This is a genomic window from Sphingomonas xinjiangensis (assembly GCF_014199255.1).
Classification (GTDB): Bacteria; Pseudomonadota; Alphaproteobacteria; order Sphingomonadales; family Sphingomonadaceae; genus Sphingomonas; species Sphingomonas xinjiangensis.
The window spans coordinates 60608-84299 of the sequence record NZ_JACIJF010000002.1 but is presented as its reverse complement, the minus strand read 5'-3'; the positions used below and the strand labels follow the sequence as shown (position 1 = coordinate 84299).

23 protein-coding genes and 1 tRNA gene are annotated in these 23692 nt (G+C 66.3%); 12 read left to right on the top strand and 12 right to left on the bottom strand.

Translation table 11 applies throughout. The features are described 5' to 3' along the window. Nucleotides 1-37: 37 nt before the first annotated feature. The 4 genes from FHT02_RS03690 to FHT02_RS03675 all read right to left on the bottom strand — a co-directional run bounded on the left by FHT02_RS03690 (nucleotide 38) and on the right by FHT02_RS03675 (nucleotide 4327). Entirely contained in the window at nucleotides 38-328 is a 291-nt protein-coding gene (locus FHT02_RS03690) for a TFIIB-type zinc ribbon-containing protein (protein WP_184084400.1), read from the bottom strand. Continuing rightward, nucleotides 328-963 carry a Bax inhibitor-1/YccA family protein gene (locus FHT02_RS03685; protein WP_184085402.1) on the bottom strand — a complete coding sequence of 212 codons (636 nt, stop codon included), beginning with the start codon at nucleotides 961-963 and terminating at the stop codon, nucleotides 328-330. The genes FHT02_RS03690 and FHT02_RS03685 overlap by 1 nt, the downstream gene beginning before the upstream one ends. A gap of 516 nt (nucleotides 964-1479) precedes the next feature. Continuing rightward, on the bottom strand, nucleotides 1480-2895 hold the full coding sequence (gene astD / locus FHT02_RS03680; protein WP_184084398.1) for a succinylglutamate-semialdehyde dehydrogenase: 1416 nt from the start codon (nucleotides 2893-2895) through the stop codon (nucleotides 1480-1482). A gap of 79 nt (nucleotides 2896-2974) precedes the next feature. Then, nucleotides 2975-4327 (bottom strand): protein adenylyltransferase SelO family protein, encoded by a 1353-nt coding sequence (locus tag FHT02_RS03675; RefSeq protein ID WP_184084396.1) that lies wholly within the window; start codon nucleotides 4325-4327, stop codon nucleotides 2975-2977. Between the two features lie 18 nt (nucleotides 4328-4345). On the opposite strand from FHT02_RS03675, the gene FHT02_RS03670 reads away from it, so the two are divergent. Next, the gene (locus tag FHT02_RS03670; protein WP_184084394.1) at nucleotides 4346-5212 is read left to right on the top strand and encodes an alpha/beta fold hydrolase; all 867 of its coding nucleotides are present in this window, start codon (nucleotides 4346-4348) and stop codon (nucleotides 5210-5212) included. 72 nt (nucleotides 5213-5284) lie between these two features. Here the strand turns inward: FHT02_RS03670 and FHT02_RS03665 are convergent. Continuing rightward, nucleotides 5285-5361 (bottom strand) — tRNA-Arg (locus tag FHT02_RS03665). Between the two features lie 170 nt (nucleotides 5362-5531). Here FHT02_RS03665 and FHT02_RS03660 point away from each other — a divergent pair. The 5 genes from FHT02_RS03660 to FHT02_RS03640 all read left to right on the top strand — a co-directional run bounded on the left by FHT02_RS03660 (nucleotide 5532) and on the right by FHT02_RS03640 (nucleotide 9804). Next, nucleotides 5532-5897 carry a DUF4440 domain-containing protein gene (locus tag FHT02_RS03660; protein WP_184084392.1) on the top strand — a complete coding sequence of 122 codons (366 nt, stop codon included), beginning with the start codon at nucleotides 5532-5534 and terminating at the stop codon, nucleotides 5895-5897. Between the two features lie 93 nt (nucleotides 5898-5990). Next, the gene (locus tag FHT02_RS03655; RefSeq protein ID WP_184084390.1) at nucleotides 5991-7121 is read left to right on the top strand and encodes a glycosyltransferase family 4 protein; all 1131 of its coding nucleotides are present in this window, start codon (nucleotides 5991-5993) and stop codon (nucleotides 7119-7121) included. Between the two features lie 66 nt (nucleotides 7122-7187). Then, nucleotides 7188-8591 (top strand): NAD(P)H-dependent flavin oxidoreductase, encoded by a 1404-nt coding sequence (locus FHT02_RS03650; protein WP_184084388.1) that lies wholly within the window; start codon nucleotides 7188-7190, stop codon nucleotides 8589-8591. A gap of 64 nt (nucleotides 8592-8655) precedes the next feature. After that, nucleotides 8656-9240, top strand: a complete 585-nt coding sequence (locus FHT02_RS03645; RefSeq protein ID WP_221239295.1) for a DUF421 domain-containing protein — start codon at nucleotides 8656-8658, stop codon at nucleotides 9238-9240. A gap of 69 nt (nucleotides 9241-9309) precedes the next feature. Then, on the top strand, nucleotides 9310-9804 hold the full coding sequence (locus FHT02_RS03640) for an SH3 domain-containing protein (protein WP_184084385.1): 495 nt from the start codon (nucleotides 9310-9312) through the stop codon (nucleotides 9802-9804). A 210-nt stretch (nucleotides 9805-10014) separates the two neighbouring features. Here FHT02_RS03640 and FHT02_RS03635 read toward each other — a convergent pair whose 3' ends face one another. Beyond that, nucleotides 10015-11202, bottom strand: a complete 1188-nt coding sequence (locus FHT02_RS03635; protein WP_184084383.1) for an acetyl-CoA C-acyltransferase — start codon at nucleotides 11200-11202, stop codon at nucleotides 10015-10017. Nucleotides 11203-11290: 88 nt separating this feature from the next. On the opposite strand from FHT02_RS03635, the gene FHT02_RS03630 reads away from it, so the two are divergent. The 6 genes from FHT02_RS03630 to FHT02_RS03605 all read left to right on the top strand — a co-directional run bounded on the left by FHT02_RS03630 (nucleotide 11291) and on the right by FHT02_RS03605 (nucleotide 19748). After that, on the top strand, nucleotides 11291-11548 hold the full coding sequence (locus FHT02_RS03630; protein WP_184084381.1) for a hypothetical protein: 258 nt from the start codon (nucleotides 11291-11293) through the stop codon (nucleotides 11546-11548). Further along, nucleotides 11541-12293, top strand: coding sequence for a prepilin peptidase (locus FHT02_RS03625; RefSeq protein WP_184084379.1), 753 nt, complete (start codon nucleotides 11541-11543; stop codon nucleotides 12291-12293). Before FHT02_RS03630 ends, FHT02_RS03625 begins: the two co-directional genes overlap by 8 nt. Before the next feature lie 181 nt (nucleotides 12294-12474). After that, nucleotides 12475-12924, top strand: coding sequence for a MarR family winged helix-turn-helix transcriptional regulator (locus tag FHT02_RS03620; RefSeq protein WP_184084377.1), 450 nt, complete (start codon nucleotides 12475-12477; stop codon nucleotides 12922-12924). A gap of 123 nt (nucleotides 12925-13047) precedes the next feature. Continuing rightward, nucleotides 13048-15216: an autotransporter assembly complex protein TamA gene (locus FHT02_RS03615; protein ID WP_343056820.1), complete on the top strand. Its 2169-nt coding sequence runs from the start codon at nucleotides 13048-13050 to the stop codon at nucleotides 15214-15216. Continuing rightward, a complete protein-coding gene (locus FHT02_RS03610; protein ID WP_184084375.1) occupies nucleotides 15216-19466 on the top strand; it encodes a translocation/assembly module TamB domain-containing protein in 4251 nt (1416 codons plus the stop codon). Before FHT02_RS03615 ends, FHT02_RS03610 begins: the two co-directional genes overlap by 1 nt. Before the next feature lie 75 nt (nucleotides 19467-19541). Continuing rightward, nucleotides 19542-19748, top strand: coding sequence for a hypothetical protein (locus FHT02_RS03605; RefSeq protein ID WP_184084373.1), 207 nt, complete (start codon nucleotides 19542-19544; stop codon nucleotides 19746-19748). 219 nt (nucleotides 19749-19967) lie between these two features. Here the strand turns inward: FHT02_RS03605 and FHT02_RS03600 are convergent, their stop codons facing one another. Genes FHT02_RS03600 through FHT02_RS03575 form a run of 6 tightly spaced genes read right to left on the bottom strand, consistent with a single transcriptional unit; the run spans nucleotide 19968 to nucleotide 23691 of the window. Next, a complete protein-coding gene (locus tag FHT02_RS03600) occupies nucleotides 19968-20264 on the bottom strand; it encodes a hypothetical protein (protein ID WP_184084371.1) in 297 nt (98 codons plus the stop codon). A 31-nt stretch (nucleotides 20265-20295) separates the two neighbouring features. Beyond that, the gene (locus tag FHT02_RS03595; protein ID WP_184084369.1) at nucleotides 20296-20748 is read right to left on the bottom strand and encodes a MaoC family dehydratase; all 453 of its coding nucleotides are present in this window, start codon (nucleotides 20746-20748) and stop codon (nucleotides 20296-20298) included. Next, nucleotides 20748-21233 carry a GNAT family N-acetyltransferase gene (locus FHT02_RS03590; RefSeq protein WP_184084367.1) on the bottom strand — a complete coding sequence of 162 codons (486 nt, stop codon included), beginning with the start codon at nucleotides 21231-21233 and terminating at the stop codon, nucleotides 20748-20750. Before FHT02_RS03590 ends, FHT02_RS03595 begins: the two co-directional genes overlap by 1 nt. A 45-nt stretch (nucleotides 21234-21278) precedes the next feature. Beyond that, nucleotides 21279-23135: an acetyl/propionyl/methylcrotonyl-CoA carboxylase subunit alpha gene (locus FHT02_RS03585; protein WP_184084365.1), complete on the bottom strand. Its 1857-nt coding sequence runs from the start codon at nucleotides 23133-23135 to the stop codon at nucleotides 21279-21281. Next, nucleotides 23132-23371, bottom strand: a complete 240-nt coding sequence (locus tag FHT02_RS03580) for a hypothetical protein (RefSeq protein ID WP_184084363.1) — start codon at nucleotides 23369-23371, stop codon at nucleotides 23132-23134. Before FHT02_RS03580 ends, FHT02_RS03585 begins: the two co-directional genes overlap by 4 nt. Beyond that, on the bottom strand, nucleotides 23368-23691 hold the full coding sequence (locus FHT02_RS03575; protein ID WP_184084361.1) for a DUF3088 domain-containing protein: 324 nt from the start codon (nucleotides 23689-23691) through the stop codon (nucleotides 23368-23370). The genes FHT02_RS03580 and FHT02_RS03575 overlap by 4 nt, the downstream gene beginning before the upstream one ends. Nucleotide 23692: the final 1 nt, after the last annotated feature.

Sequence of the window (23692 nt, the reverse complement as noted above, 5' to 3'; positions counted from 1 at the left end):
CAAAACGTAAATCCTCCCCGGTCAGGGGAGGATTTAGTCAGTCGAACAGTTCTTCGAAGAAGGACTTGCGCTTCTTGTGGGGGTGGTGGTGGCCACCGCTTTGGTGGTGCCGGGGATCCTGGTAACGCTGTTCGGGCCATGGCGAGGGCGCCGCGACCGGCGGGGGCGCGGGCTGGTGGCTCGCGCTCCGTTCGATGATCTTGTCGAGTTCTCCCCGGTCGAGCCAGACGCCACGGCAGCTGGGGCAGAAGTCGATTTCGATCCCCTGGCGCTCCATCGGCGACAATGGGCTGCCGTCGACGGGGCAGGTGAAGTTGCCTTGTGCCATTATTCGCGCTCCCCAGTGAGGTTCAGCAGCAGCTGGAACATGTTGATGAGGTTCAGATAAAGTGACAGCGCGCCCATGATCGCGAGCTTCTCTGCAGCCTGGCTATTGGCATAGACCAGATATTCGCTCTTGAGCCGCTGGGTGTCCCAGGCGGTCAGGCCCGCGAAGACGAGCACGCCAATCACCGACAGGCCCATCTGGAGCAGGCTGGAACCGAGGAACAGGTTCACCAGGCTCGCGATGATCACAGCGATCAAGCCGATCATCAGGAAGCTGCCCATGCCGGTCAGGTCGCGCTTGGTGGTGTAGCCCCACAGGCTCAGGCCGGCAAACATCGCCGACGCAGTGAAGAACGCCGTGGCGATGCTGGCGCCAGTGAAGACCAAGAAGATGCTGGCCATCGACACGCCCATCACCGCGGCAAAGGCGAAGAAGGTGGTGCGGGCGGTCGCGGTCGTCATCCGGTCGATCCGGAAGCTGAAGAACATCACGAACGCCAGGGGGGCGAGCATCGCCACCCATTTGAGCGGCGTGCCGAAGATCAGCGCGGCGAGCGGCGGCGTGTTGGCAATGGCGAGCGCGACCAGGCCGGTGATGGCCAGGCCGATCCCCATGTTGCGATAAATGCCGAGCATGTGCCGGCGCAGGCCCTCGTCATAACGTGCCTGCAGCCCGGCGGAGGCGGCGCGATTGAAGTAGTTGAGATTGTCCACCGAAAAACTCTCCCTCGGGCGCAGGGGCGCCCTTCGATCCAGATTGGATCAAGCGGTTCGGTGAGGAGAGTTGGTGGACATGCCACCGAACCTGCACCGAGCCTTGCTCGATGCGGTCCGACATCACGGCGCTTTCGTTGGAAAGCCGCCGCCAGAGGGGCCCGGTCCCGCCTGGTCGATGTGGGATGTGGGGAGGCGGGGGTCAAGAGGGGGCTTGAGGTTGGAAGAAGGTGTTGGTTCACGCGAAGGCGCGAAGGGCTTCAAACGAGGGGTTCACGCGGAGGCGGGAGGGAAAGAGAGGGGGCGCTTCAGCGGCAGGATGATTTCGGGGTTCCGCAACCTGCTAGGTTTGTGGGTTTTCCGGCGGCGTCGCGGGCTGGCTCCTCCGCGCCTTCGCATGAACCTCTACCTTCTTCGTGCCTTCGCGTGCACCAACAATCAGGCGTCGCGCAAGCCGAGACCGATCGAGGCGCGGGCTTGTTCGGATTCGGAGGAGACTACTGGATAGGCGCAATAGTCGGCCGCGTAATAGGCGCTGGGACGGTGGTTGCCGGACCAGCCTACGCCGCCGAACGGGGCGGACGATGACGCGCCGTTGGTGGGGCGATTCCAGTTGACGATGCCAGCGCGGATATTGGCCCAGAACTGGTCGTAAAGACGGGGGTTCTGGCTGACGAGGCTTGCCGACAGGCCGTAGCGGGTGTCGTTTGCTTCGGCGATCGCTTCTTCGAAGCTGGTCTTGCGGAAGACCTGGAGGATCGGACCGAACAGCTCAACATCAGGCTTGTCGCTGGCATTTGTCATGTCGAGGATGCCGGGGGTGAGGAAGGGGCGGTCGGCGATCGGGCGCTCCATGTGGCGGATCGGGCGGCCGCCCAGCGTCAGCAGCGCGACAAAGCTTTCGGTGAGCATGTCGGCGGTGTCGTTGTCGATCACCGGGCCCATGAACGGCGCGGGATCGGCATGGGGTTCGCCGATGATGAGGCGGCCGACGAGCTTCTGGATCTCGGCCAGCAAGGGCTCGGCCAGTGTGTCGTCCACGATCAGCCGGCGCGCAGCGGTGCAGCGCTGACCGGCGGTAGTGAAGGCCGACTGCACCACCAGCACCGCGGCGGAATAGAGATCGGGCGTGTCCCACACGATGATGGGATTGTTGCCGCCCATTTCGAGTGCGAGGATCTTTTCGGGACGGGTCGCGAACTGGCGGTTGAGCGCGATGCCGGTGTTGGCCGAGCCGGTGAACAGCAGACCATCGATGTCGGGATGGCCGGCAAGCGCCTTGCCCTGGTCGGGCCCGCCGATGAGCAGTCGCAGGCAGCCTTCGGGCACGCCGGCGGCGTGGAAGCATTCGACCAGGAACGCGCCGCTCGCGGGCGTCTTTTCCGAAGGCTTGAACACCACGGCGTTGCCGGCGAGCAACGCCGGCACGATGTGACCGTTGGGCAAGTGCGCGGGGAAATTATAGGGGCCGAGCACCGCGAGCACGCCATGCGGCTTGTGCCGAAGCGCCAGGCGGGTGTTCATCGGCGCTTCGATGCGGCGCTGGCCGGTGCGTTCGGAAAAGGCAGTGACCGACACGTCGACCTTGGCGATCACCGTTTCGACTTCGGTGCGAGCTTCCCAGAGCGGCTTGCCGGTTTCGCGGGCGAGCAGATCGGTGAAAGCGTCGGCGCGCTGGCGGACCACATTGGCGAAGCGGCGCAGCGCTTCGATCCGGAAGGCGATCGGGCGTGCGGCCCATTCCGCCCAGCTCGCGCGGGCGATGGCGACTTCGGTGTCGGCGTCGCCGACGGGTCGGCGGCAGAGCACCGCGCCCGTAGCGGGCTCGTTGGAGATGATTTCCTGTCCCGGCATTATCGTTCTGGTTGTTGCCCCCGGAGAGATGGCGATGCTCTTGCCCGAAATCCGGGGGGAATGCCAAGCCCTTGGCGGTTCAGGCGAGCGCTTCGCCGAGGCGGCGAACGGCGGCGACCTTGTCCTGAAGCGGCTGCCAGTCGTCGGCCTGGGCGATGGAAGACCAAATCGCCTCGACCTCGTCGATCAGCATCGCGCAGGGATGATCGCCCGACCAATAGGGATGGTCGCGCGGTTTGCGGGCTTGATAGCCGGTGAGCTGGGAGCGAAGCTCGGCGAACGGTTCGCCATAATGGTCGGGCAGCTGGCCGCCGAACGCGTCGAAGTAGAAGCGGTCGAGCGGGGTGCCGGTGCTGCCGAGTGCGAATTCGAGCGCCTGGACCAGTGGGCGATCCTGCTCGGCGCCGCGAGGGAGGACACCCAGCCGCCAGAGGATCGCAGTGGTGACAGCGTCGTGATAGGCCGGGGCATAGCCTTCGAGCGCTTCGACCAGCGGCGCTTCCTCTGCGATGAGGCGGAGCGAGCTCGCGAGCTGCATCACGTCCCAGTAGATCGCCTCGGGCTGGCGGCCATAGGCATAAAGGCCGGACTGGTCGAAATAGGCCGCGGTGAAGGCGGGCGCCCAGCTGGGGGTGAAGCGCCACGGGCCGTAATCGAAGCTTTCGCCGGTGACGTTGATGTTGTCGCTGTTGAGCACGCCGTGGACGAAGCCGGCAGCCATGAACTGGCCGGCTAGTTTCGCGGTGCGGCGGGCGACATGGGCAAGCAGGCGCTGGGGGGCGTCGTCGCCGGCGTCTTCACCGTAATAGTGGCGCAGGACATAGGCGGTGAGCGTTGCCAGCCCTTCGGTGTCCTGGTTGTACGCCAGGCGCTGGAAGGTGCCGATGCGGATATGGCCGTGGTTGAGGCGGACCAACACCGCCGAGCGGGTGGGGGAGGGTTCGTCATTTCGGTGGAGTTCCTCGCCGGTTTCGATCACCGAGAAGGTGCGCGAGGTGTGTACGCCCAAGGCCTCGAGCATTTCGGTAGCGAGAATCTCGCGGACGGCGCCCTTCAAGGTCAGTCGGCCGTCCCCGAAGCGGCTATACGGGGTCTGGCCCGAGCCTTTGGTGCCCAGGTCCATGAGGCGCCCGGTGTCGTCGCGCATCTGGGCGAACAGGAAGCCTCGGCCGTCGCCGATCTCGGGATTGTACACGCGGAACTGATGGCCGTGATAGCGCAGCGCCAGCGGCTGGGGCTGCGCCCCGGGCAGCGGCTCGAAGCGGCCGAAATGGGCAAGCCACTTATCGTCGCTCAGCCCTTCAAGCCCGACCTGCGCCGCCGCGCGGTCGTTGCGGAAGCGCAGTACGGTTTTGGGGAAGTTGGCCGCTTGCACGGGGTCGTAGAAGGCGCCGCCGAGTTCGAGGATCGCCTGTTGCGGAGTGAAGTCCATAGCGCGATATGGGGGTCGATGGCGGAGCGGCGCAACTACACAGATGCATATTGGTGGTCGCGCGACGGATTGCGGCTGCATTATCGCGACTATGCCGGGCCGGCCGACAAGCCGCCGATCCTGTGCCTGCCCGGGCTGACGCGCAACGCGCGCGACTTCGAGATGCTGGCGGACCGGCTTGCGGGGGCTTGGCGGGTGCTGTGCCTGGATTTTCGCGGGCGGGGCGAGAGCGCGTACGCCAAGGATCCGATGAGCTATGTGCCGCTCACCTATCTTCAGGATGTCGAGGCGCTGGTGCACGAACTGGCGATCGAGCGCTTCGTGAGCGTAGGAACGTCGTTGGGCGGGATCGTCACCATGCTGCTGGCGGCGACCGATCGCGCGCGGTTGGCGGGGGTCGTGCTGAACGATGTCGGCCCCGAACTTAACCCGTCGGGACTGGCGCGCATCCGGACCTATGTCGGCAAGGCGGTGTGGCACCCGACCTGGATGCACGCGGCGCGGCATGTCGCCGAGGCGCATGGCGATGTCTATCCCGGCTATGGCGTCGAAGAATGGCTATGCATGGCCAAGCGGCTGTACCGGGTGAACAGCTCTGGGCGGATCGTCTTGGATTACGACATGAAGATCGCCGAGCCGTTCCGGGTGCCGGGCAACGAGGCCGGGCCGGACCTGTGGCCGACGCTGGACGCGATGCGCGGGCGACCGGTGCTGGTGGTGCGCGGTGAACGATCGGATATCCTGAGCGCACCGGCCGCCGAAAAGATGGCGGCGCGGCTGGACGATGCCGAACTGGTCACGGTGCCGGGCGTCGGCCACGCACCGGCGCTGGACGAGCCCGAAGTGATCGCGGCGATGGAGCGGACGCTGGCGCGCGTACGATAGGCCAATCGAAGCTGCGGCCTATCCTGAAGGGGCCGCGCCATACGCGAGGGGCGGATCCGACGATCAGGAGAATGGCGCGCCCGGAACGATTCGAACGTCCGACCCTCAGATTCGTAGTCTGATGCTCTATCCAGCTGAGCTACGGGCGCTTGGGAGGGCGCTGCTAGACCGGCTTTCCAAGCGGCGCAAGCGAAAAGGTGGAGCCGCTGCCCGATTGTCGCGCCGATGCCGGCTGCCGAGCGCCAGGCTCCGGTCATGGCCGTGGCGGGAACGTTCCGCCCGGCGCCGCGCTTGCGTTACCGTCACGAGGAGACGCCAAATGGAAGATAATCGAATCTGGTCGTTCGAGGAAAGCCTGTGGACGGGCGGCGCGAAGCAGTATCGCGAATTGATTGACGACGAATGCGTCATGGTCCTGCCCGAGCAGCCCTTTGTCTTCACCAGCCAGCAGGCTATCGAAGCGGTGGCACACACACCGCGCTGGTCGAGCGTGTCGTTCAGCGAACAGCGGGTGATGCGCCCACAGGAAGGGCTGATCACCATCGCCTACAAGGTTGAAGCGGAGGGCGAGGGCAAGCAGGGCTATACGGCCTGGTGCACCACGACCATGCGCCGGCTGGAACATGATATCTGGCGCGTCGTGCAGCATCAGCAGACCCCGCCGCTTGCTGCCAGCGGCGCCTGACCGGCCGAGTGCGGTGGACAGCTATGCGCCGCCGCCGCGCCGGCATTCGGCTTGGCGATGACTTGGCCGCGCGATCTGCTAAGGCGCGCTCCCATGTCGATCCACATCCTGCATCTGCATTCGACCTTCAACTATGGCGGCAAGGAAGCGCGGGCCATCCGGCTGATGAACGCGTTCGGTGACAAGGCGCGGCACACGATCGTGTCGGCGATGCCCGACCAGCTGGAAGCGCGAGCTTATATCGCCAAGGGGGTCAAATACGAGATCGCGCAGGACCCGCCGCCCTTGTCGGGCAAGCCGTCGGTCAAGCGGTACGAAGCGATCGCGCGCTATATGCGGCGCTTCGACCTGGTCCTTACCTATAATTGGGGCGCGATCGACGGCGTGATGGCCGCCCGAGTGTTCGGCAAGGGACTGCCGCCGATCGTACACCATGAGGATGGCTTCAACGCCGACGAGGCCGAGCGGCTGAACCCGGTGCGTAATATGTACCGCCGCATCGCGTTGCCCGCTGCCAATGGCTTGGTGGTGCCGAGCCACATGCTCGAGCGCGTGGCGCTGAAACATTGGCGCCAGCCGCCCGAGCGGGTGCACCGCATCGCCAATGGCGTGCCGACGGGGCTGTTCACCGGCAAGCCGGACGCCAAGCTGATCCCGCAGCTGCGGAAGCGGCGTGAAGGCGAGGTGTTCATCGCCTGCGTCGCGGGGCTGCGCCCCGTCAAGGACCTGCCGATGCTGGTGCGGGCGTGCGGCGGGCTCAACGCGCGCTTCAAGCTGGTGATCTTCGGCGAGGGTCCCGAGCGGCAGACCATCCTGGACGCAGCCGAGGCGATGGCGATCGAGGACCAGGTGATCCTGCCGGGCTTCCTGCCGGAGGCCCATCGCTACATGGGATTGTTCGACATCTTCGCGATGTCGTCGAAGAGCGAGCAGGCGCCGATTTCGGTGCTGGAGGCGATGGCGGCCGGGCTGCCGGTCGTGGCGCCGCGCGTCGGCGACATCCCGCAAATGGTCGCCGAGCCGAACCAGCAGTTCCTCTCTGACCGGTCCGAAGTGTCGATCCGCGACCGCATCGAAACGCTGGCTAAGCACCCGCAGGACGCCAAACAGATCGGCGCGGCGAACCGCGAGCGCGCCCGTGCGTTGTTCGACGAGGGCGCGATGATCGGCGCCTATGCGCGGTTGTACGGTGCCGCGATGGGAAGGCCCGAGGTGCTGCGGTAAATAATGTACCTCGCTTGTTGCGGCAAACGGGATTAGGCGGACGATGAAACTTAGCTGGAGGCGGAATTGTTCAAGGGTCTGACGCCCATCAACTATAACGGCCGCGAAGTGTGGCCGCTGGTCGAGGGCGGCAAGGGTGTTGCGGCGACTAACCATGCGAGCGCAGGCGCCTGGGCGGCGGCGGGCGGCATCGGCACGGTGAGCGCGGTGAATGCCGACAGCTATGACGCCGAAGGCAAGATCATCCCCCAAATCTATCGCGCGCTGACGCGCCGCGAACGCCACGAGGAACTGGTCCAATACGCCATTGAAGGCGCCGTGGAGCAAGTGAAGCGCGCGTATGAGATCGCCGGCGGCAAGGGCGCGGTGAACATCAACGTGCTGTGGGAGATGGGCGGCGCGCAGCGGGTGCTGCACGGCGTGCTGGAGCGTACCCGCGGCATGGTGGCAGGCGTCACCTGTGGTGCCGGCATGCCGTACAAGCTGAGCGAGATCGCGGCGTCGTACAACGTCTCTTACCTGCCGATCGTGAGTTCGGGCCGTGCGTTTCGCGCGCTGTGGAAGCGGGCCTATTCCAAGGCGCAGGAGTGGCTGGCTGCGGTAGTCTATGAAGACCCGTGGCTAGCGGGCGGGCATAATGGCCTGTCCAACGCCGAGGACCCCTTGGCACCGCAGGACCCGTATCCGCGCGTGAAGGCGCTGCGGGACACGATGCGCGAGGGCGGTATTCCCGACGACGTGCCGATCGTGATGGCGGGCGGCGTCTGGTATCTGCGCGACTGGAACGACTGGATCGACAACCCCGAACTGGGCAAGATCGCCTTCCAGTTCGGCACCCGCCCGCTGCTGACGCAGGAAAGCCCGATCCCGCAGGAGTGGAAGCAGAAGCTGACGGAAATCGAGGAAGGCGAAGTGCTGTTGCACCGCTTCTCGCCGACGGGCTTTTATTCTAGCGCGGTGCGTAACCCGTTCCTGCGTAACCTGGAGGCGCGCTCCGAACGGCAGATTCCGTATTCGACCGAAGCTGCGGGCGACCACAGCTTTCAGCTCGACGTGGGCGTGAAGGGCAAGAATTTCTGGGTGACGCGCAACGATCTGCTGCGCGCGCGCGAATGGTTCGGGCTAGGCTATACCTCCGCGCTGAAGACGCCCGACAATACACTGGTGTTCGTGACCCCCGAAGAGCAGCAGGTGATCCGCAAGGACCAGGCCGACTGTATGGGGTGTCTGAGCCAATGTTCTTTCTCGAGCTGGGCGGATACCGAGACCAACTCGACCGGTCGGCTGGCCGATCCGCGCAGCTTCTGTATCCAGAAGACGCTGCAGGACATCGCCCATGGTGGCCCAACCGACCAGAACCTGATGTTCGCCGGCCACGCCGCATATAATTTCAAGCGCGATCCTTTCTATTCGAACGGGTTCGTGCCGAGCGTAAAGCAACTGGTCGACCGGATCCTTACCGGCGATTAATGCTGGCCTGGCGGCAGGTGACTGCACCTAATTGGGTTTCGTGAGTTTCACCGGCATCTGAATGATGCCGGTGATCGCCATGAATGTGCACGAAGCGTGGATTGCAGCGTTAGGACTGGGGCAGGAGGCCAGCGACCTCGGCCCCCTGCAAGTCGCCGCGCGGGTGGCAATCGTATATGCTGTCACGCTGATGATCGTGCGGTTCGGCAAGAAACGTTTCATGGGCCGCGGCACGGCGTTCGACGTGATCGTCGGCATCATCGTCGGATCGGTCGCGAGCCGCGCGATCACGGGGAACGCACCGCTTGGCCCCGCCCTGACGGGCGTCGCGACGCTGCTGGCATTGCACTGGCTGTTCTCCGCAATTGCGCTGCGCTGGCATGGTTTTGGAAGCATGGTGAAGGGGCACAGCCGCGTCGTCATTCGCGACGGGGTGGTGGATGAACCCACATTGCGTGCCGCCCATCTGACGCACCGCGATCTCGACGAGGACTTGCGAGCCAAAAGCTATGTGCGGGTGGAGGAGATCGCCGAGGCCCGTATCGAACGTGACGGGAGCCTCAGCGTAGAGCGAAAACCTGTGCCGCCACGCATTGTGGAAGTGGAGGTTGCCGCGGGCGTTCAGCGCGTGCGGATCGAGATCGCCTGACGATGATCGCCCACTCGACCCTCCAACTGCATGGTTGAAGCGTCCTGCACCGAAGCGGTAGGGAACGGCATGGACAGAAAGCGCGTGCGGTTCGGGACTTGGTTGGCGATGGCCGCACTAGTGGTGGGGCTTGCGCTGCCGGCCTGGGCGCAGCGCAAGCCGCCTTATTATGTGTCAATCAAGGCATCCAAGGCGCTTATGCGCACAGGGCCGGGGCGCAACTATCCTGGTAACTGGCTCTACCAGCGGCGTTTGCTGCCGGTGAAGGTGGTCGATGTCTATGGCGAGTGGCGCAAGATCGAAGATCCGGACGGCACGCAGGGATGGATGCTGCGCGTGCTGTTGAACGAAGCGCGCACGGCGATGGTGCGCGGGAGCGTGGTGGAGATGCGATCGACGCCCAGTCCCGAGGGGCATGTGAACTGGCGCGCCGCGCCCGGCGTCATCGGCTCGATCAGCAAGTGCACGAATGGCTGGTGCTGGTTCGAGGTCGAAGGCCATGGCGGCGGCTATGTGGAGCAGTCGCGGATCTGGGGGACCGATCCGGGCGAGACGGTGGGGTGAAGATGGTTTCTCCCCGAGAGCAGCAGGGTCGATGACCTGATCCTAGGGGGGCGAGGGGGCTTTTGAACCTCCCCGGCGGGGAAGGGGCCGAGGCGTAAAGCGGTGTGGGTGGTTCACCGCCGCGTACTGCGGTGGCCCCTCCCCCCATCGCTGCGCAATGGTCCCCCTCCCCGTGCCGGGCAGGTTTGATTGAGGCCTGGATTCGCCGGTTTAAACCAGCAGTTCTACGGCCATCGCGGTAGCTTCGCCGCCGCCGATGCAGAGCGAGGCGAGGCCGCGCTTCTGGCCGATGGTTTCGAGCGCGGAGAGGAGCGTGGCGAGTACGCGGGCGCCGCTGGCGCCGATCGGGTGGCCTAGGGCGCAGGCGCCGCCATGGATGTTGAGCACGTCTTCCGAAAGCCCAAGTTCCTTGACCGCGATCATCGCGACGCAGGCGAACGCTTCGTTGACTTCGAACAGGTCGACATCGCCGACCTTCCAGCCCGCCTTGTCGAGCGCCTTTTGCATGGCGAACACCGGGGCGGTGGTGAAGCGGGCGGGCGCATGGGCGTGGGCAGCGTGGCTGACCACGCGCGCGATGGGCGTGAGGCCGAGCTTGTCCGCGACGCTGCGGCGCGTCATTACCAAGGCGGCGGCACCGTCGGAGATGGACGATGCGTTGGCGGCGGTGATCGTGCCTTCCTTGGAGAAGGCAGGTTTGAGTGTCGGGATCTTGGCGACGTCTCCCTTGGCGGGCTGCTCGTCCAAGGTGATGGTGGTGCTGCCCTTGCGGCCCTTCACTTCCACGGGCACGATCTCGCGGTCGAAGGCGCCGGATTTCTGCGCCCGCTGCGCGCGTTCGAGCGAGCGGATCGCGAAATCGTCCTGGGCCTGACGGGTGAACTGATATTCCTGCGCCACTTCCTCGGCGAAATTACCCATCAGCTTGCCAGGCTCATAGGCGTCTTCGAGCCCGTCGAGATACATATGATCCTTCATCACGTCATGGCCGATGCGCGCGCCGCTGCGGTGGCGGAGCGACAGGTAGGGCGCGTTGGTCATGCTCTCCATGCCGCCGGCGACCAGCAGATCGACCGAGCCGGCGGCCAGCGCGTCGGCGGCCATGATCGCGGCCTGCATCCCCGATCCGCACATCTTGTTGATCGTCGTGGCCTCGATATGGTCGGGAAGGCCGGCGTTCAGCGCCGCCTGCCGCGCGGGCGCCTGGCCAAGCCCGGCGGGCAGCACGCAGCCCATATAGATGCGCTCGATCGCATTGCCCTTCAGTCCGGCGCGCTCCACCGCCGCGCCGACCGCAGTTGCGCCCAAGTCGGTAGCGCTCGCGCCGGTGAGGCAACCCTGGAAGCTGCCCATCGGGGTGCGGGCATAGGAAGCGATGACGATGTCGTCGGCGGACATATTGGATCCTCTCATGTGTTTGGGCCGATCTAGTGACCCGGGCACCCGTTTGCAAAAGCGGTGGCGCCCCGCCAAGGAAGCGTCCGCCATGAACCTTATCGACGTCTGCAAATGGTATGCCTCGATCAGCGGGATCATCGCCTGCTTCATGGTTTCGCTGGACCTGGGGCGGCGGCTGACCGGGTGGGGATTCGTGCTGTTCGTGACGTCGAGCATAGCCTGGATCACCGGCGCGTTCCTGTCCGACGACGAGCCGCTGCTGACGCAGAACCTGGTGCTTATCTGCATCAACTGCTTCGGCGTGTTCCGATATCTGATCCGCAAACGTGCGCCGCAGCATGGGTGAACCCTGGCTCTGGCCGGCGGGACTGGGGCTGTTGGGGCTGGTGTTCGGCAGCTTCATCGCAACGCTGGCGATCCGCTGGCCCGAGGGGCGGGCGATTTCCCGCGGGCGGTCGGCGTGCGACGGGTGTGGCACGGTGCTGCGGCCGCATGAGTTGGTGCCGGTGGCGAGCTACCTGGCGCAGCGTGGGCGGTGCCGCGCGTGCGGCGCGGCGATCGCGCCGAGCCATTTGGCGGTTGAACTGCTAGGGCTGGCGGTGGGCGTGACAGCGGGGCTGGCCGCGCCGGGCGTGGAAGGCGTGGGCGGAGCGGTGTTCGGATGGCTGCTGCTGACGCTGGCGGCGCTGGACCTGGCGGCGTGGTGGCTGCCGAACCTGGCGACCGGTGCGCTGGCGGCGGCTGGGCTGGTGGCGGCGGCAGGCGGGTTGGCGCCCTCGCTCGAGGCGCGGCTTATCGGCGGTGTGGCTGGGTTCGCGCTGCTGTGGCTGGTGGCGCAAGGGTATCGCAAGGCGCGAGGCCGGATCGGACTTGGCGGCGGCGACCCCAAGCTGTTCGGCGGGATCGGCTTGTGGCTGGGCTGGCACGCATTGCCTGGCGTGCTGCTGATCGCTTGCCTAATTGGGCTGGCCGCGGTGGGGGTGTTGCGACTGGCCGGGCGGCGGATGAGTGGCGGAGACGCGCTGCCCTTTGGCGTGCTGCTGGCGGCGGCGGCGTTCCCCGCTTGGGTGCTACAGGCGTTAAACAGATAAAAAAAGGCCGCCCCGGAGGACGGCCTGGAAAGTCTTAGGAGAGGATGCCTGAAAGGCCCGATCTTTCTGCATCGCAGCGGACATTGTCGCAAGTGCTAAGTGGTATCGGTATCATTGCAAGAATTGCAACCCGCCAACGTTGTCAGTTGCGTTGAGCGGCAGGCTTGGCAAAGAAGCAGAAATGTCGACGCTGAAACTAGACGATTTTCTGCCCTATCGCCTGTCGCTCGCATCCAACGCTGTCTCCGACGCGGTAGCGACCGCCTATCGCAAGTTATTCGGGCTGCGTATCCCCGAATGGCGGCTGGTGACGGTGCTTGCGGAGGGCGGGGCGATGAGCCAGCAGGCGCTGTGCGGGCGGACGCGGATGGACAAGGTGACGGTGAGCCGCGCGGCCATTGCTCTCGCCGAACGCGGGCTGATCGCGCGTGCCGCCAACCCGGACGACCAACGGTCGCACCTGCTGACGCTGACGCTCGACGGCATCGCGCTGTACGAGCAGGTCGCGCCGAAAGCGCTGGAGCTTGAACGGCGAATGTTCGACGTGTTCAGCCCCGCCGAGCGCGAGCAGCTGCTTGCGATGTTGAAGCGCGTGGAAGCGGCCGCCGGCGGCCTCGACGACGATCGCTGACGACCCGGCGTGAGGTAAGTTCCACGCAATCCACTGCTTTTTTCCGGTTGGTGGGAGCAAAATGAAAAACAAGTCGTTACGGATGCGAGAGGGCCGGGGTTTACGCGGCTCCTGAGGAGGCGCGTGATCAAAGGGGTGAAGGCGGTTTGGATTGCCGCGCTGGCAGGATCTGCAGTCCTGCCCGGCGTCGCATGCGCGCAGATTGACGCGCCGACACCGGGGCAGGGCGCTCCGGCACCTGCGCCTGTGCCCGCCGATCAGGAAGCCGATCCGGATAGCACCACGCCATCGTCGGACGAGCAGATCGTGCCGGACGCGGAGTTCAACGCCGCGCTGCCCTCGCTGAGCGGCGACATTAACGCGCCGCTGGAATCAATGAACGGGTTCAAGACGGGTTCCACCGCCACGCCCACCGCGCCTGCCCAGGTTACCAATCAGGTCGAGGGTAGCTTCGCCGCGCCCGCAGCCGAGTCGCCCGAATTTGCGCAACCGCTGCCGGCGCTGTCCGAATTTCGCGTCGAGCCGGTGAAGATCGAAGGGCTGGAAGCGGAAAAGGCTGGCACGATCCACTATACCACGGTCGTGCAAGGGCTGGATGCCGTCAATTTGAACGGCCAGTTCCGCGCGTTGTCGGCGCTGGAGCAAGGCGATGGCGAAGCGGCCAACGCGGCGATGATTTCGGCGCGGGCGCGCGAGGACGAGGCGCTTGCGGTGCGTTTGATGCACTCGCTGGGCTATTATGACGGCACCGCGGTATCGACCATCGAGCAGACGCCGCGCAACTCGGGCCGGGTGCGCGCGACGATCGCCGCTACGCCGGGTAAGCTTTATCGGCTGAGCAGCGTCCTGATCGACGCGGGTCCCACGGTGCCTGCCGGCCTGGTCGACCGCGAGCTGAACCTGAACCCCGGGGATCCCATCGACGCCGTCCGCATCCAGGCGGCAGAAGCGAATGTCAGCCTGCGGCTGCCGCAACAGGGCTATCCCTTTACCAAGGTTGGGCAGCGCGACATCCTGCTCGACGAGGAAACCCATTTCGGCGAGTACACGCTGCCAGTGGACGTGGGGCAACGCGCCAGCTTCGGCCGGATCGTGAGCGAGGGACAGCGGCAGGTATTCGGTGTCGATCACATCGAGTTGTTGCGGCGCTACAAGCCGGGCGACATCTATGACACGCGCAAAGTCGACGATCTGCGCCAGGCGCTGGTCGCGACCAGCCTGTTCTCCACGGTGTCGGTCGAGCCCGTGCGCACGGGCCAACCGGGTCCAGAGGGCACTGAAGTCGTTAACCTGCTCGTCCGCCAAACCGCCGGGCGCGCCCGCACGCTGGCCGGCGAGATCGGCTACAGCACCGGCCAGGGGCTCCGCGCCGAAGGCAGCTGGACTCACCGCAACCTGTTCCCTGACGAAGGGGCGCTCATCGCCAGCGGTGTGCTCGGCACGCAGGAACAGGGGGTGTCCGCTACCTTCCGCCGCTCCAACGCCGGGCAGCGCGACCGCACCTTCCAGGCGCAGGCGGCGATCAACCATTCCGATTACGCCGCGTTCGAATCCTACACCGGCACGTTGTCGGTGCGGTGGTCGCGTGATTCCACGCCAATCTGGCAAAAGCGCTGGACCTATTTCTATGGCGCCGAACTGGTCGGATCAAACGAGGACCGGTACAATTTCAATGCCGGCGAGCGTGACCGCGGCACCTGGCTGATCGCGGCTTTGCCGACCTTCCTCGGCTACGACACGTCGGACAATCTGTTGAATCCGACGCGCGGCTTCCGCCTAAAGGCGAATGTCAGCCCCGAAACTTCGGTGCGCGGCGCGGCTCGGCCTTATGCACGGCTCATGCTGGAAGGCACGATTTACCAGCCGGTGAGCTCCAGCATCGTGGTGGCGGGGCGCGCGCGGTTCGGATCGATCCCGGGCATCGGCCGCGACGACCTGCCGCCCTCCCGGCGCTATTATGCCGGCGGCGGCGGATCGGTGCGGGGCTTCGGCTATCAGGAGCTCGGGCCCCGGTCGCCCGACGACCGTCCGGTGGGCGGGCGTTCGCTCAATGAGTTCGCGCTGGAAGCGCGCTACCGCTTCGGCAATTTCGGCATCGTGCCGTTCGTGGACGCAGGGCAAGTCTATGAAGGCGTCACTCCGACGCTGAAGGACATCCGCCTCGGCCTGGGGGTCGGCGCGCGATATTATACCAATTTCGGGCCGCTGCGCATCGACATCGCCACGCCGATGAACCGGAAGCCCAACGAGTCCAAGGTGGCGCTCTACATCTCGATCGGACAAGCATTCTGATGGCGTCGGACGCACCCGAGACCGTAGAGCAGGGCACGCCGATCAGGCACGTCGTGGTCAAGCCGCCGCTGTGGCAGCGCGTGGCGAAATGGTCCGCGATTGTCGTTGGCGGCGTGGTGCTGCTGTTGGGTGCGCTGGTGCTGGGGATCAACACCCAGCCGGGCCGCGACCTTTTGGTCAAGCAGATCAACAAGTTTACGCTGGCTTCTGGCTTGAATTTCCAAGTGGGCCGGATCGAGGGCTCGCTGTACGGCGCTATGGTGCTGCGCGATGTGCAGGTGCGCGATCCCAAGGGCGTGTTCGCATCGGCTAAGGAACTTGCCGTGGATTGGCGGCCGTTCAGCTATCTCCACAGCCAGATCGACGTCCGCAGCCTGACCAGCCCGGAGGTCCGCATTTTGCGGCTGCCCGAGCTGAATCAGACGCCGAGCGACCCCAATGCGCCGCTGTTGCCCGATATAAATCTGGATATCGGGCGCCTCGACATCGCCCGCATCGACGTTGCGCCCGCGGTGGATGGGCAACGGCATATCGCATCGTTGCGCGGCAGCGCGCATCTGGCGGATGGACGCGCACAGCTGAACGCCGATGCCGGCACCATCGCCGCGCCCGGCGTAGCGGGCGGCGACCGCGTGACGCTGAAGCTTGACGCGGTGCCTGCACAGAACAAGCTCGACATCGATATGCGGCTCGACGCGCCGGCCAAGGGCCTAGTGGCCGGGCTGGCTGGGCTGGCTGGGCTGGATCGCCCGGTGACCTTGACCGTTGGCGGCAAGGGAAGCTGGAAGGATTGGCGTGGCCGTGCGGTGGGCACGCTGGGCGGGCGGCAGCTCGCCGACCTGAGCCTGATCGCTCAGAGTGGCCGTTTCCAGCTGCGCGGGCCGGCCTATCCCGGCGTGTATATGGAAGGGCCGGTCGAGCGGCTCACGACGCCGCAGCTCAACATCGAAGCGGACGCCGTGCTTGCCGACCGCAAGGTGAACGGCACCTACAAATTCCGATCGGACGCGCTGTCGGTGGAAGCCAAGGGGCTTATCGACCTGGGCCAGAATCGGTTCGGCAACTTCAACATCGATGCGCTGCTGCTGACGCCGGGGGCGATCGCTCCGAATCTGAACGGGCGCGACGTGCGCGCGGCGCTGGCGCTGAACGGCGCCTTCGCCACCCCGGTCGTGGACTACAAGATCCGCGCGGCGCGGCTTGGCTTTGGCGAGACCGCGGTCGAACAGGTCTATGCCGAAGGGCGGGCGCGAGTGGACGCCGACCGCATCTTGATACCAATCCGCGCTCGCGCGGCGCGGGTGTCGGGACTGAACGCGGCCGCGGGCGGGCTGGTGACCAACCTCAGCATTGCCGGCGTCCTGGCCGTTTCGGGCGACCAGATCTTGTCGGACAATCTGCGGCTACGCTCTGACCGTGTGGACGCGACGGCGGTCATCGCCGCCGACATGAGCGAGGGGCGCTATACGGGCGCGCTGAAGGGGCGGATCAACGATTACGAGATCAACGGCGTCGGCATCGTCAACCTGAAGACCGATGCCGAGCTGTACGCAGCGCCCGGTGGCGGTTGGGGCATTCGCGGCCAGGTGGCGGCCGAGACGCGGCGGATCACCAACGAAGCGGCGCGAAACTTCCTGGGCGGCAACGCCGTCGCGTCGGCACGGGTCGGCTTGAGCCCGACCGGCATCATAACCTTCGACAATGTGCGCCTACGCGCACCGCAGTTCCGCGTCACCAGCGGCTCGGGCCGCTATGATCCGCGCGGACCGTTGCTGGTCAACGCGAACGCGGAATCCACCCAATATGGACCGATGACCGCACGGGTGAGCGGCACGCTCACTGCGCCGGAAGTGCTGCTGCGGATGCCCCGGCCCGGGCTGGGCGTGGGGCTAGCCGACCTGGAAGCACGGGTGCGCGGGCGCGGGAATGCCTACGCCATCACCGCGACGGGCGGCACGAAATACGGGCCGTTTGACGCTAATGTGCTGGTGCGCACGGGCGGCGCGTTGGCCGTCGACATCGAGCGGGCGCACTTCGCCGGCATGGAGATCGCCGGGCGCCTCCAGCAGACCGCGGCCGGACCCTTTGCAGGCCGCGTGACGTTCGATGGATCGGGCATTGTGGGCAGCGCCGATCTGGGGAACCAGGCGGGCGTGCAGCGTGCCGACATTCAGGCGCGGGCGCTTAATGCCGCCATCCCGGGCATGGAGGAGTTCGCCATCGGTCGGGCGCTGGTGAGCGCCAGCGTGGTATTGACCGACACGCCCCAAATCGTTGCCGACGCGCAGATCGCGAACCTGCGCAGCGGCCAGTTCGTGCTCCAGGCCGCACGTGCGAAGATCAACTATCAGGGCGGCAGCGGTACCGCCCAGATGGTGGCGAATGGTTCGTCCGGGGTGCCGTTCCGGATCGCCGCCAACGCGCAGCTCTCGCCCACGCAATGGCTGGTCGCGCTTCAGGGGCAGGGTAGCGGCATCCGTTTCCGCACCGCCGCACCGGCGCGGATCGCCGTGCGGGACGGCGGGTACCGGCTGTTGCCGACACAGCTCGATTTCGATCAGGGCACGCTCAGGCTCGCCGGCAGCTATGGCAAAGGCATGGCGGTGCAGGCGCGGCTCGGCCGGCTCGACCTAGCAGTGGTGAACGGCTTCGTACCCGGCCTGGGCCTGGGCGGCACCGCCACCGGCAGCCTGGACTTCGCGCAGGCGAACGGCACCGGGTTCCCGAGCGCCGATGCCCGGCTGCGGATCGACGAGTTCACGCGCTCAAGCCTTGCGACGGTGTCCACGCCGGTTGATTTCGACTTTGTCGGCAAGCTGTTGCCGGACGGTGGCGACGCGCGGGCGATCATCAAGCGAGGCACGACCACGATCGGTCGGCTGGTCGCGACGCTGCGGCCGCTGGGGCCGGGCGCGGGAAGCTGGACGCAGCGGCTGATGGCCGCGCCGCTTTCGGGTGGCGTGCGCTACAACGGTCCGGCGGCAGTGCCGTTCTCCCTGGCCGGGCTGCCCAACCAGCAGCTGACCGGGGCAGTGGGGCTGGCGGCGGACTTTTCGGGCCGGGTCAATGCGCCGCAGCTGACCGGCGTCGTGCGTGCCGACGACCTGACCTATACCAACGAAAGCTATGGCACCCGCCTGACCAACATCAAGATCGATGGGCGCTTTTCCAACGACGCGCTCATCCTCAACAGCATGACCGCGCGCGCGGGCGACGGCACCGTGCGTGCGCAAGGGCGGGTTGGGCTTTCCGCCGACAGTGGCTATCCGATCGACCTCGCCGCGGACCTCGACAATGCGCAGCTTGCCCGCGGCGAGGCGCTGGGGGCCACTGCGACCGGCCGCATTACCGTGACCAAGAACGCGCAGGTTTCGAAGATCGAAGGCAATCTGACGATCCCGGAAGCGCGCTATGAGATCATTCGCCAGGGTGCTGCCGAGGTGCCCGAGCTGACCGGCATTCGCCGGCGCAGCCAGCTTGCGGCGAACGACAACCGCAGCGGGCAGCAGAACCAGCCGTCGCGGGCGGCGGGCACGTTCGACCTCAACATCCGGGTGCGGGCGGACAATCGCCTGTTCGTATCAGGCATGGGCCTGGAATCCGAATGGAGCGCGCGGATCGCTGTTGGCGGCACGAGCGCGGCGCCGCAGGTGCGCGGCCAACTGGAGATCGTACGCGGCACGTACAGCTTCGCCAGCCGGCGGTTCGAAGTGGAGCGCGGGACGATCAGCTTCCAGGGCAACCAGCTGACCAATCCCAATGTGGACATCGCCGCGAGTACCACGGCAGAGGGCATCACTGCGACGCTGAACGTGTCGGGCACCGCGCAGCAGCCGCAGATTGCCTTCACCTCCTCGCCGAACCTGCCACAGGAGGAAGTGCTCGCGCGGCTGTTCTTCGGGACCAACGTGACGAACCTTTCGGCGACCGAGGCGATTCAGCTGGCGGCGGCGGTCAATTCGCTGCGCGGCTCGGGCGGTGGCGGGCTCAACCCGCTGGGCACGCTGAAATCGGCGACCGGAATCGACCGGCTCCGTATCCTAGGCGCCGACGAGAACAGCGGACGGGGAACGTCGCTGGCGGCGGGCAAATACATCACCGATGACATCTATATCGAGATCATCACCGATGCCCGCGGCTTCACCGCGACGCAGCTGGAGATCGCGCTTAGCCGCGCGCTCAGCCTGTTGTCGCAGACCGGCTCGTTCGGCGGATCGAGCGTGAGCCTGCGCTACTCGCGGGATTATTAGGACGCTCGGGACGGCGGCGCTCTCCGGAACGCCGCGCTTCTTGTCGGCCAGGCCGAGCGGGAGGCCGGCGGCGGCGTGAAGCGTGTCGGCGAGGCTCGGGTCGAAGCCAATCGCGCCGGCAGCGAGGATGTTGGCCGAGACGGCGATGATCGCGGCGTCGGGGGTAAGCGACCGCGTGGCGTGTCGATGCGCAGGACCTTGGCACTGCCGCTGATTTGCGTGACGGGGGTGCCCAGCACCACGCGCGCGCCGGCGGCGTGGCGAGCGATCAGTGCGCCATAGCCTTCCGCCTCGGCGATGGCGACCCAGGGGCCCTGCTCGGCGGAGTGGAGCCAGCCGGCGCCCAGGTCGAGCGGCAGGCCGTGCGTCCATATGGTATGGGCACGACGCCGAGGCGGTCCTTGGCTTCCGGCAGCAGCATGTTCTTGGCCGCATCGATGAGGGTGCGCGGGGTGGCGATGCCCGCCGCGCCGCCGCCGATGATCGCAACCCCGACGTGCGTCACTGGCCCGGAACGGGCTTGGGCTCGGCGGCGCCGGTTGACAGGTGCTTGGCCTCGTCCTGCGCGCGCAGCGACGCGGCGTCGCCGGCGACTGCCGGGCTGGCGGGGTTGCTGGGCGTTGCGGCCTGATCCGGCAGGGTGGCGCCGGGCGCGCCGTCGGCCGCGCTCTGCCCGCCAAGCCCGCCACCGGCGGGCACGTCTCCCATCGGTTCGTCGGCGGTGAGTTGGTGCGCGGCGGTGGCTTCCTCGCGCAGTTCAGGCGTGTCGTTCAGCGGCGCGCGGTTGGAGTCGGTCATGGCGTTCTCTCCTTGTCCGATCCAACGCGCTTCAGGCCGGGCGGCTCCGCAGCAGCGCCGAGCGGAGGCACTCGCAAACCAGTTCGTCACGCTGGTTGCGCATGCGGTGCTGCCAGGTGACGATGCCTTGGCCAGGGCGTGACTTGGAGGGGCGGAGTTCCATCACTTCGCTTTCGGCGCGCAGCGTGTCGCCCAGGAACACTGGCTTGGGCATGCGCAGCTGGTCATAGCCGAGATTGGCGACCAGCGTGCCGGCAGTGGTATCGCCAACCGTGATGCCGATCATCAGGCTGAACGTGTAGGTGCCGTTGACCAGGATTTGGCCGAACTCCGACGCGCGCGCCGCCTCTGCATCCAGATGCAGCGGCTGGGTGTTGTGGGTGAGGGTGGTGAAGAGGAGATTGTCGGTCTCCGTTACCGTGCGGCGCAGATCGTGGCAGACGACATCGCCGACCTGCCATTCGTCGAAGAAACGTCCGGGCATTATTGGGCATCCTTCAGTTTCAGTTTGGAGCCGGTGTGGCTCTTCGCCCAGCCGAGCCGTTCATAGAAGCGGTGGGCGTCGGTGCGTTCGTTGGACGAGGTTAGCTGGACCAGGAAGCAGTCCCGCTCGCGGCAGCGCTCGACCGCCCAGGCGATAAGCTGTTCGCCATAGCGGCGGCCACGCAGGTTGCTGGCGATACGCACCGCCTCGATCTGGCCGCGCCAGGCGCCGCGGAACGACAAGCCGGGGAAGAAGCTGAGCTGGAGCGTGCCGATGACTTGGTCGTTCAGCTCGGCGGCGACGAGCAACTGGTGGGGGTCGGCGTCGATCGCGTCGAACGCGGCGAGGTAGCGCGGATCGGCCGGGTCGGTCTCACGGTCGGCCGGGAGCGTGTCTTCGGCCAGCATGGCGAGGATGGCGGGGAGGTCTTCGCGGCTCGCGGTACGGATGATGAGCGCGGCTGGCCCGGTTCGGTGGTCTGTCATGTTCCCCCTCTTGTTCCCCGGCGGAGGCCGGGGAGCCGCCTCGGTTTATTCGGCGCGTTCGACCTTCACCAGCAGCGTGCCTTCGCTGACTTGGCCGCCGGCTTCGGCGTTCAACTCGGCGATCGTGCCGTCGAAAGGGGCGACGAGGCTGTGCTCCATCTTCATGGCTTCGAGCGTGATGAGGCGCTGGCCCTTGGTGACACTGGCGCCCAGCTCGGCTTCCACGGCGGTGATACGGCCCGGCATCGGCGCGAGAAGCGCGCCGTCTGAAGCTGTCCCTGCGCCGCTGCCGCGGGGTTGATGGAGCCGGAAGCCGCGGCCATCGCCAAGGAAGAAGCTGACCACTTCCTCCTGCGGTTCGCCGTCATTTGGAAACCCGTCCGCTACGGCATGGACGGTGCCGGCATCGTCGATGATGTGCACCTCGCTGCGTGCCGGCGCATTGGCGCGGAAGCCGACGGCCGCATCCCACACGCCCGAGGCTGGACGGGCAGCAAGCGCCGAGGCGACGTCGCGAAGGTGGTCGTGCTGCGGTTCGGGTGGCCTGGTCAGCATTTCCCCGCGGCGTTCGATCAGTCCGGTGTCGATGTCGCCGGTTTGAAAATCCTCATCGCCGCAGATGCGGGCCAGGAAGCCGGCATTGGTGCGCACCGGCCAGACCTCGACCTCCGTCGTGGCGTCCCACAGCGCCTCGATCGCTTCGATCCGGTCGGCCTCGTGCACGATGATCTTGGCGATCATCGGATCGTAGAAGGGCGACACGCTGCCGCCTTGCTCTACCCCGGTTTCGATGCGCGCCTTCTTCGGCAGGCGCAGATGCTCCAAGCGGCCGGTGCTAGGCAGGAAGCCAGTGGCCGGGTTCTCGGCATAGAGCCGCGCCTCCATCGCCCAGCCATCGATCGACAACTCCTCCTGCCGCTTGGGCAGCGGCGCGCCGCTGGCGACGCGCAGCTGCCATTCCACCAAGTCCTGCCGGGTGATCTGTTCGGTCACCGGATGCTCGACCTGGAGGCGGGTGTTCATTTCCATGAACCAGATGCGGTCGGCACGCAGGCCTTCGGATGCGTCGGCGATGAACTCGATCGTGCCGGCGCCGACATAATCGACCGCTTGCGCGGCGCGCACGGCGGCGGCGCAGAGCGCTTCGCGCGTGGCTGGGTCCATGCCGGGGGCGGGGGCTTCCTCGATCACCTTCTGGTGACGGCGCTGGAGCGAGCAGTCGCGTTCGAACAGGTGGACGACATTGCCGTGGCTGTCGCCGAATACCTGCACTTCGATGTGGCGTGGGCTGAGAATGTATTTTTCCAGCAGCACGCGATCGTCGCCGAACGACGAGGCGGCTTCGCGCTGGCAGGATTGCAGCAGCTCGGCGAATTGCGCCGGATCGTCGACGCGGCGCATGCCTTTGCCGCCGCCGCCGGCCACAGCCTTGATGAGCACGGGATAGCCGATCGTATCGGCTTCCGCCTGTAGACGTGCCGGCGACTGGTCTTCACCGAGATAGCCGGGGGTGACGGGCACGCCGGCGGCGATCATCCGCGCCTTGGCGGCGTCCTTCAGGCCCATCGCGCGAATGCTGTCGGGCTTGGGGCCGACCCAGATCAAGCCGGCGTCGAGCACGGCCTGCGCGAAATCGGCGTTTTCCGAGAGGAAGCCATAGCCGGGGTGGATCGCCTCCGCGCCGGTCGCCTGGGCGGCGGCGATGATCTTTTCGCCGACCAGATAGCTTTCGCGCGCGGGCGACGGGCCGATATGCACGGCTTCGTCGGCCTGGCGGACGTGCAGCGCGTTCGCGTCGGCGTCCGAATAGACGGCAACCGTGTGGATGCCCATCGCCCGCGCGGTGCGGATGATTCGGCAGGCGATCTCACCGCGATTGGCGATCAGGAGCGAAGCGATCATTTTGAAACAACCATTTGGTTGGATGTGAAGTTGAGGAAGTTGCGATTTGGAAACGGCGGGTTTCCAAGGATGCGGCGGCTGAAGCCGGGTTTTCCAGCCAAAGTGAAGTTGAGGAAGTTGCGGTCTTCGCGCGGTTTCCCTGCTTCGTGCACAAAGGGTGGCGCGAGGTGCGGCAAGGCGTTGGACGGCTGCATGGCGATGCAGTGAACCACGCGAAATCCTACATTGATAGTCATGGATGCGGCTCCGGGAAGCCATGGCGCTCGTGGAGCGCGCGCAGCAGGCCGGACTGGTCGTTGACGAAGGCGGTGCTGCCGTCGGCCTGCGTCCAGACGAGCGCAGGCAGGTTCTGGTTGGCTTCGCCGATCGCCTCGACCAACGCAGCGCGGGGGCGCGGCCAGGCGAGGCGGATCACTTCGATGCTGCCGGCGCGTTCGGGAAAGGCGGCGAGCAGTCCTTCGACGGTGACGCAGTCCTTGCAATAAAAGCGCCGTTCGCCGCCATAAGCAGGGTCGGTCCAGTCGGTATCTAGCACGAACAGGCGGTCCTTGGTCATC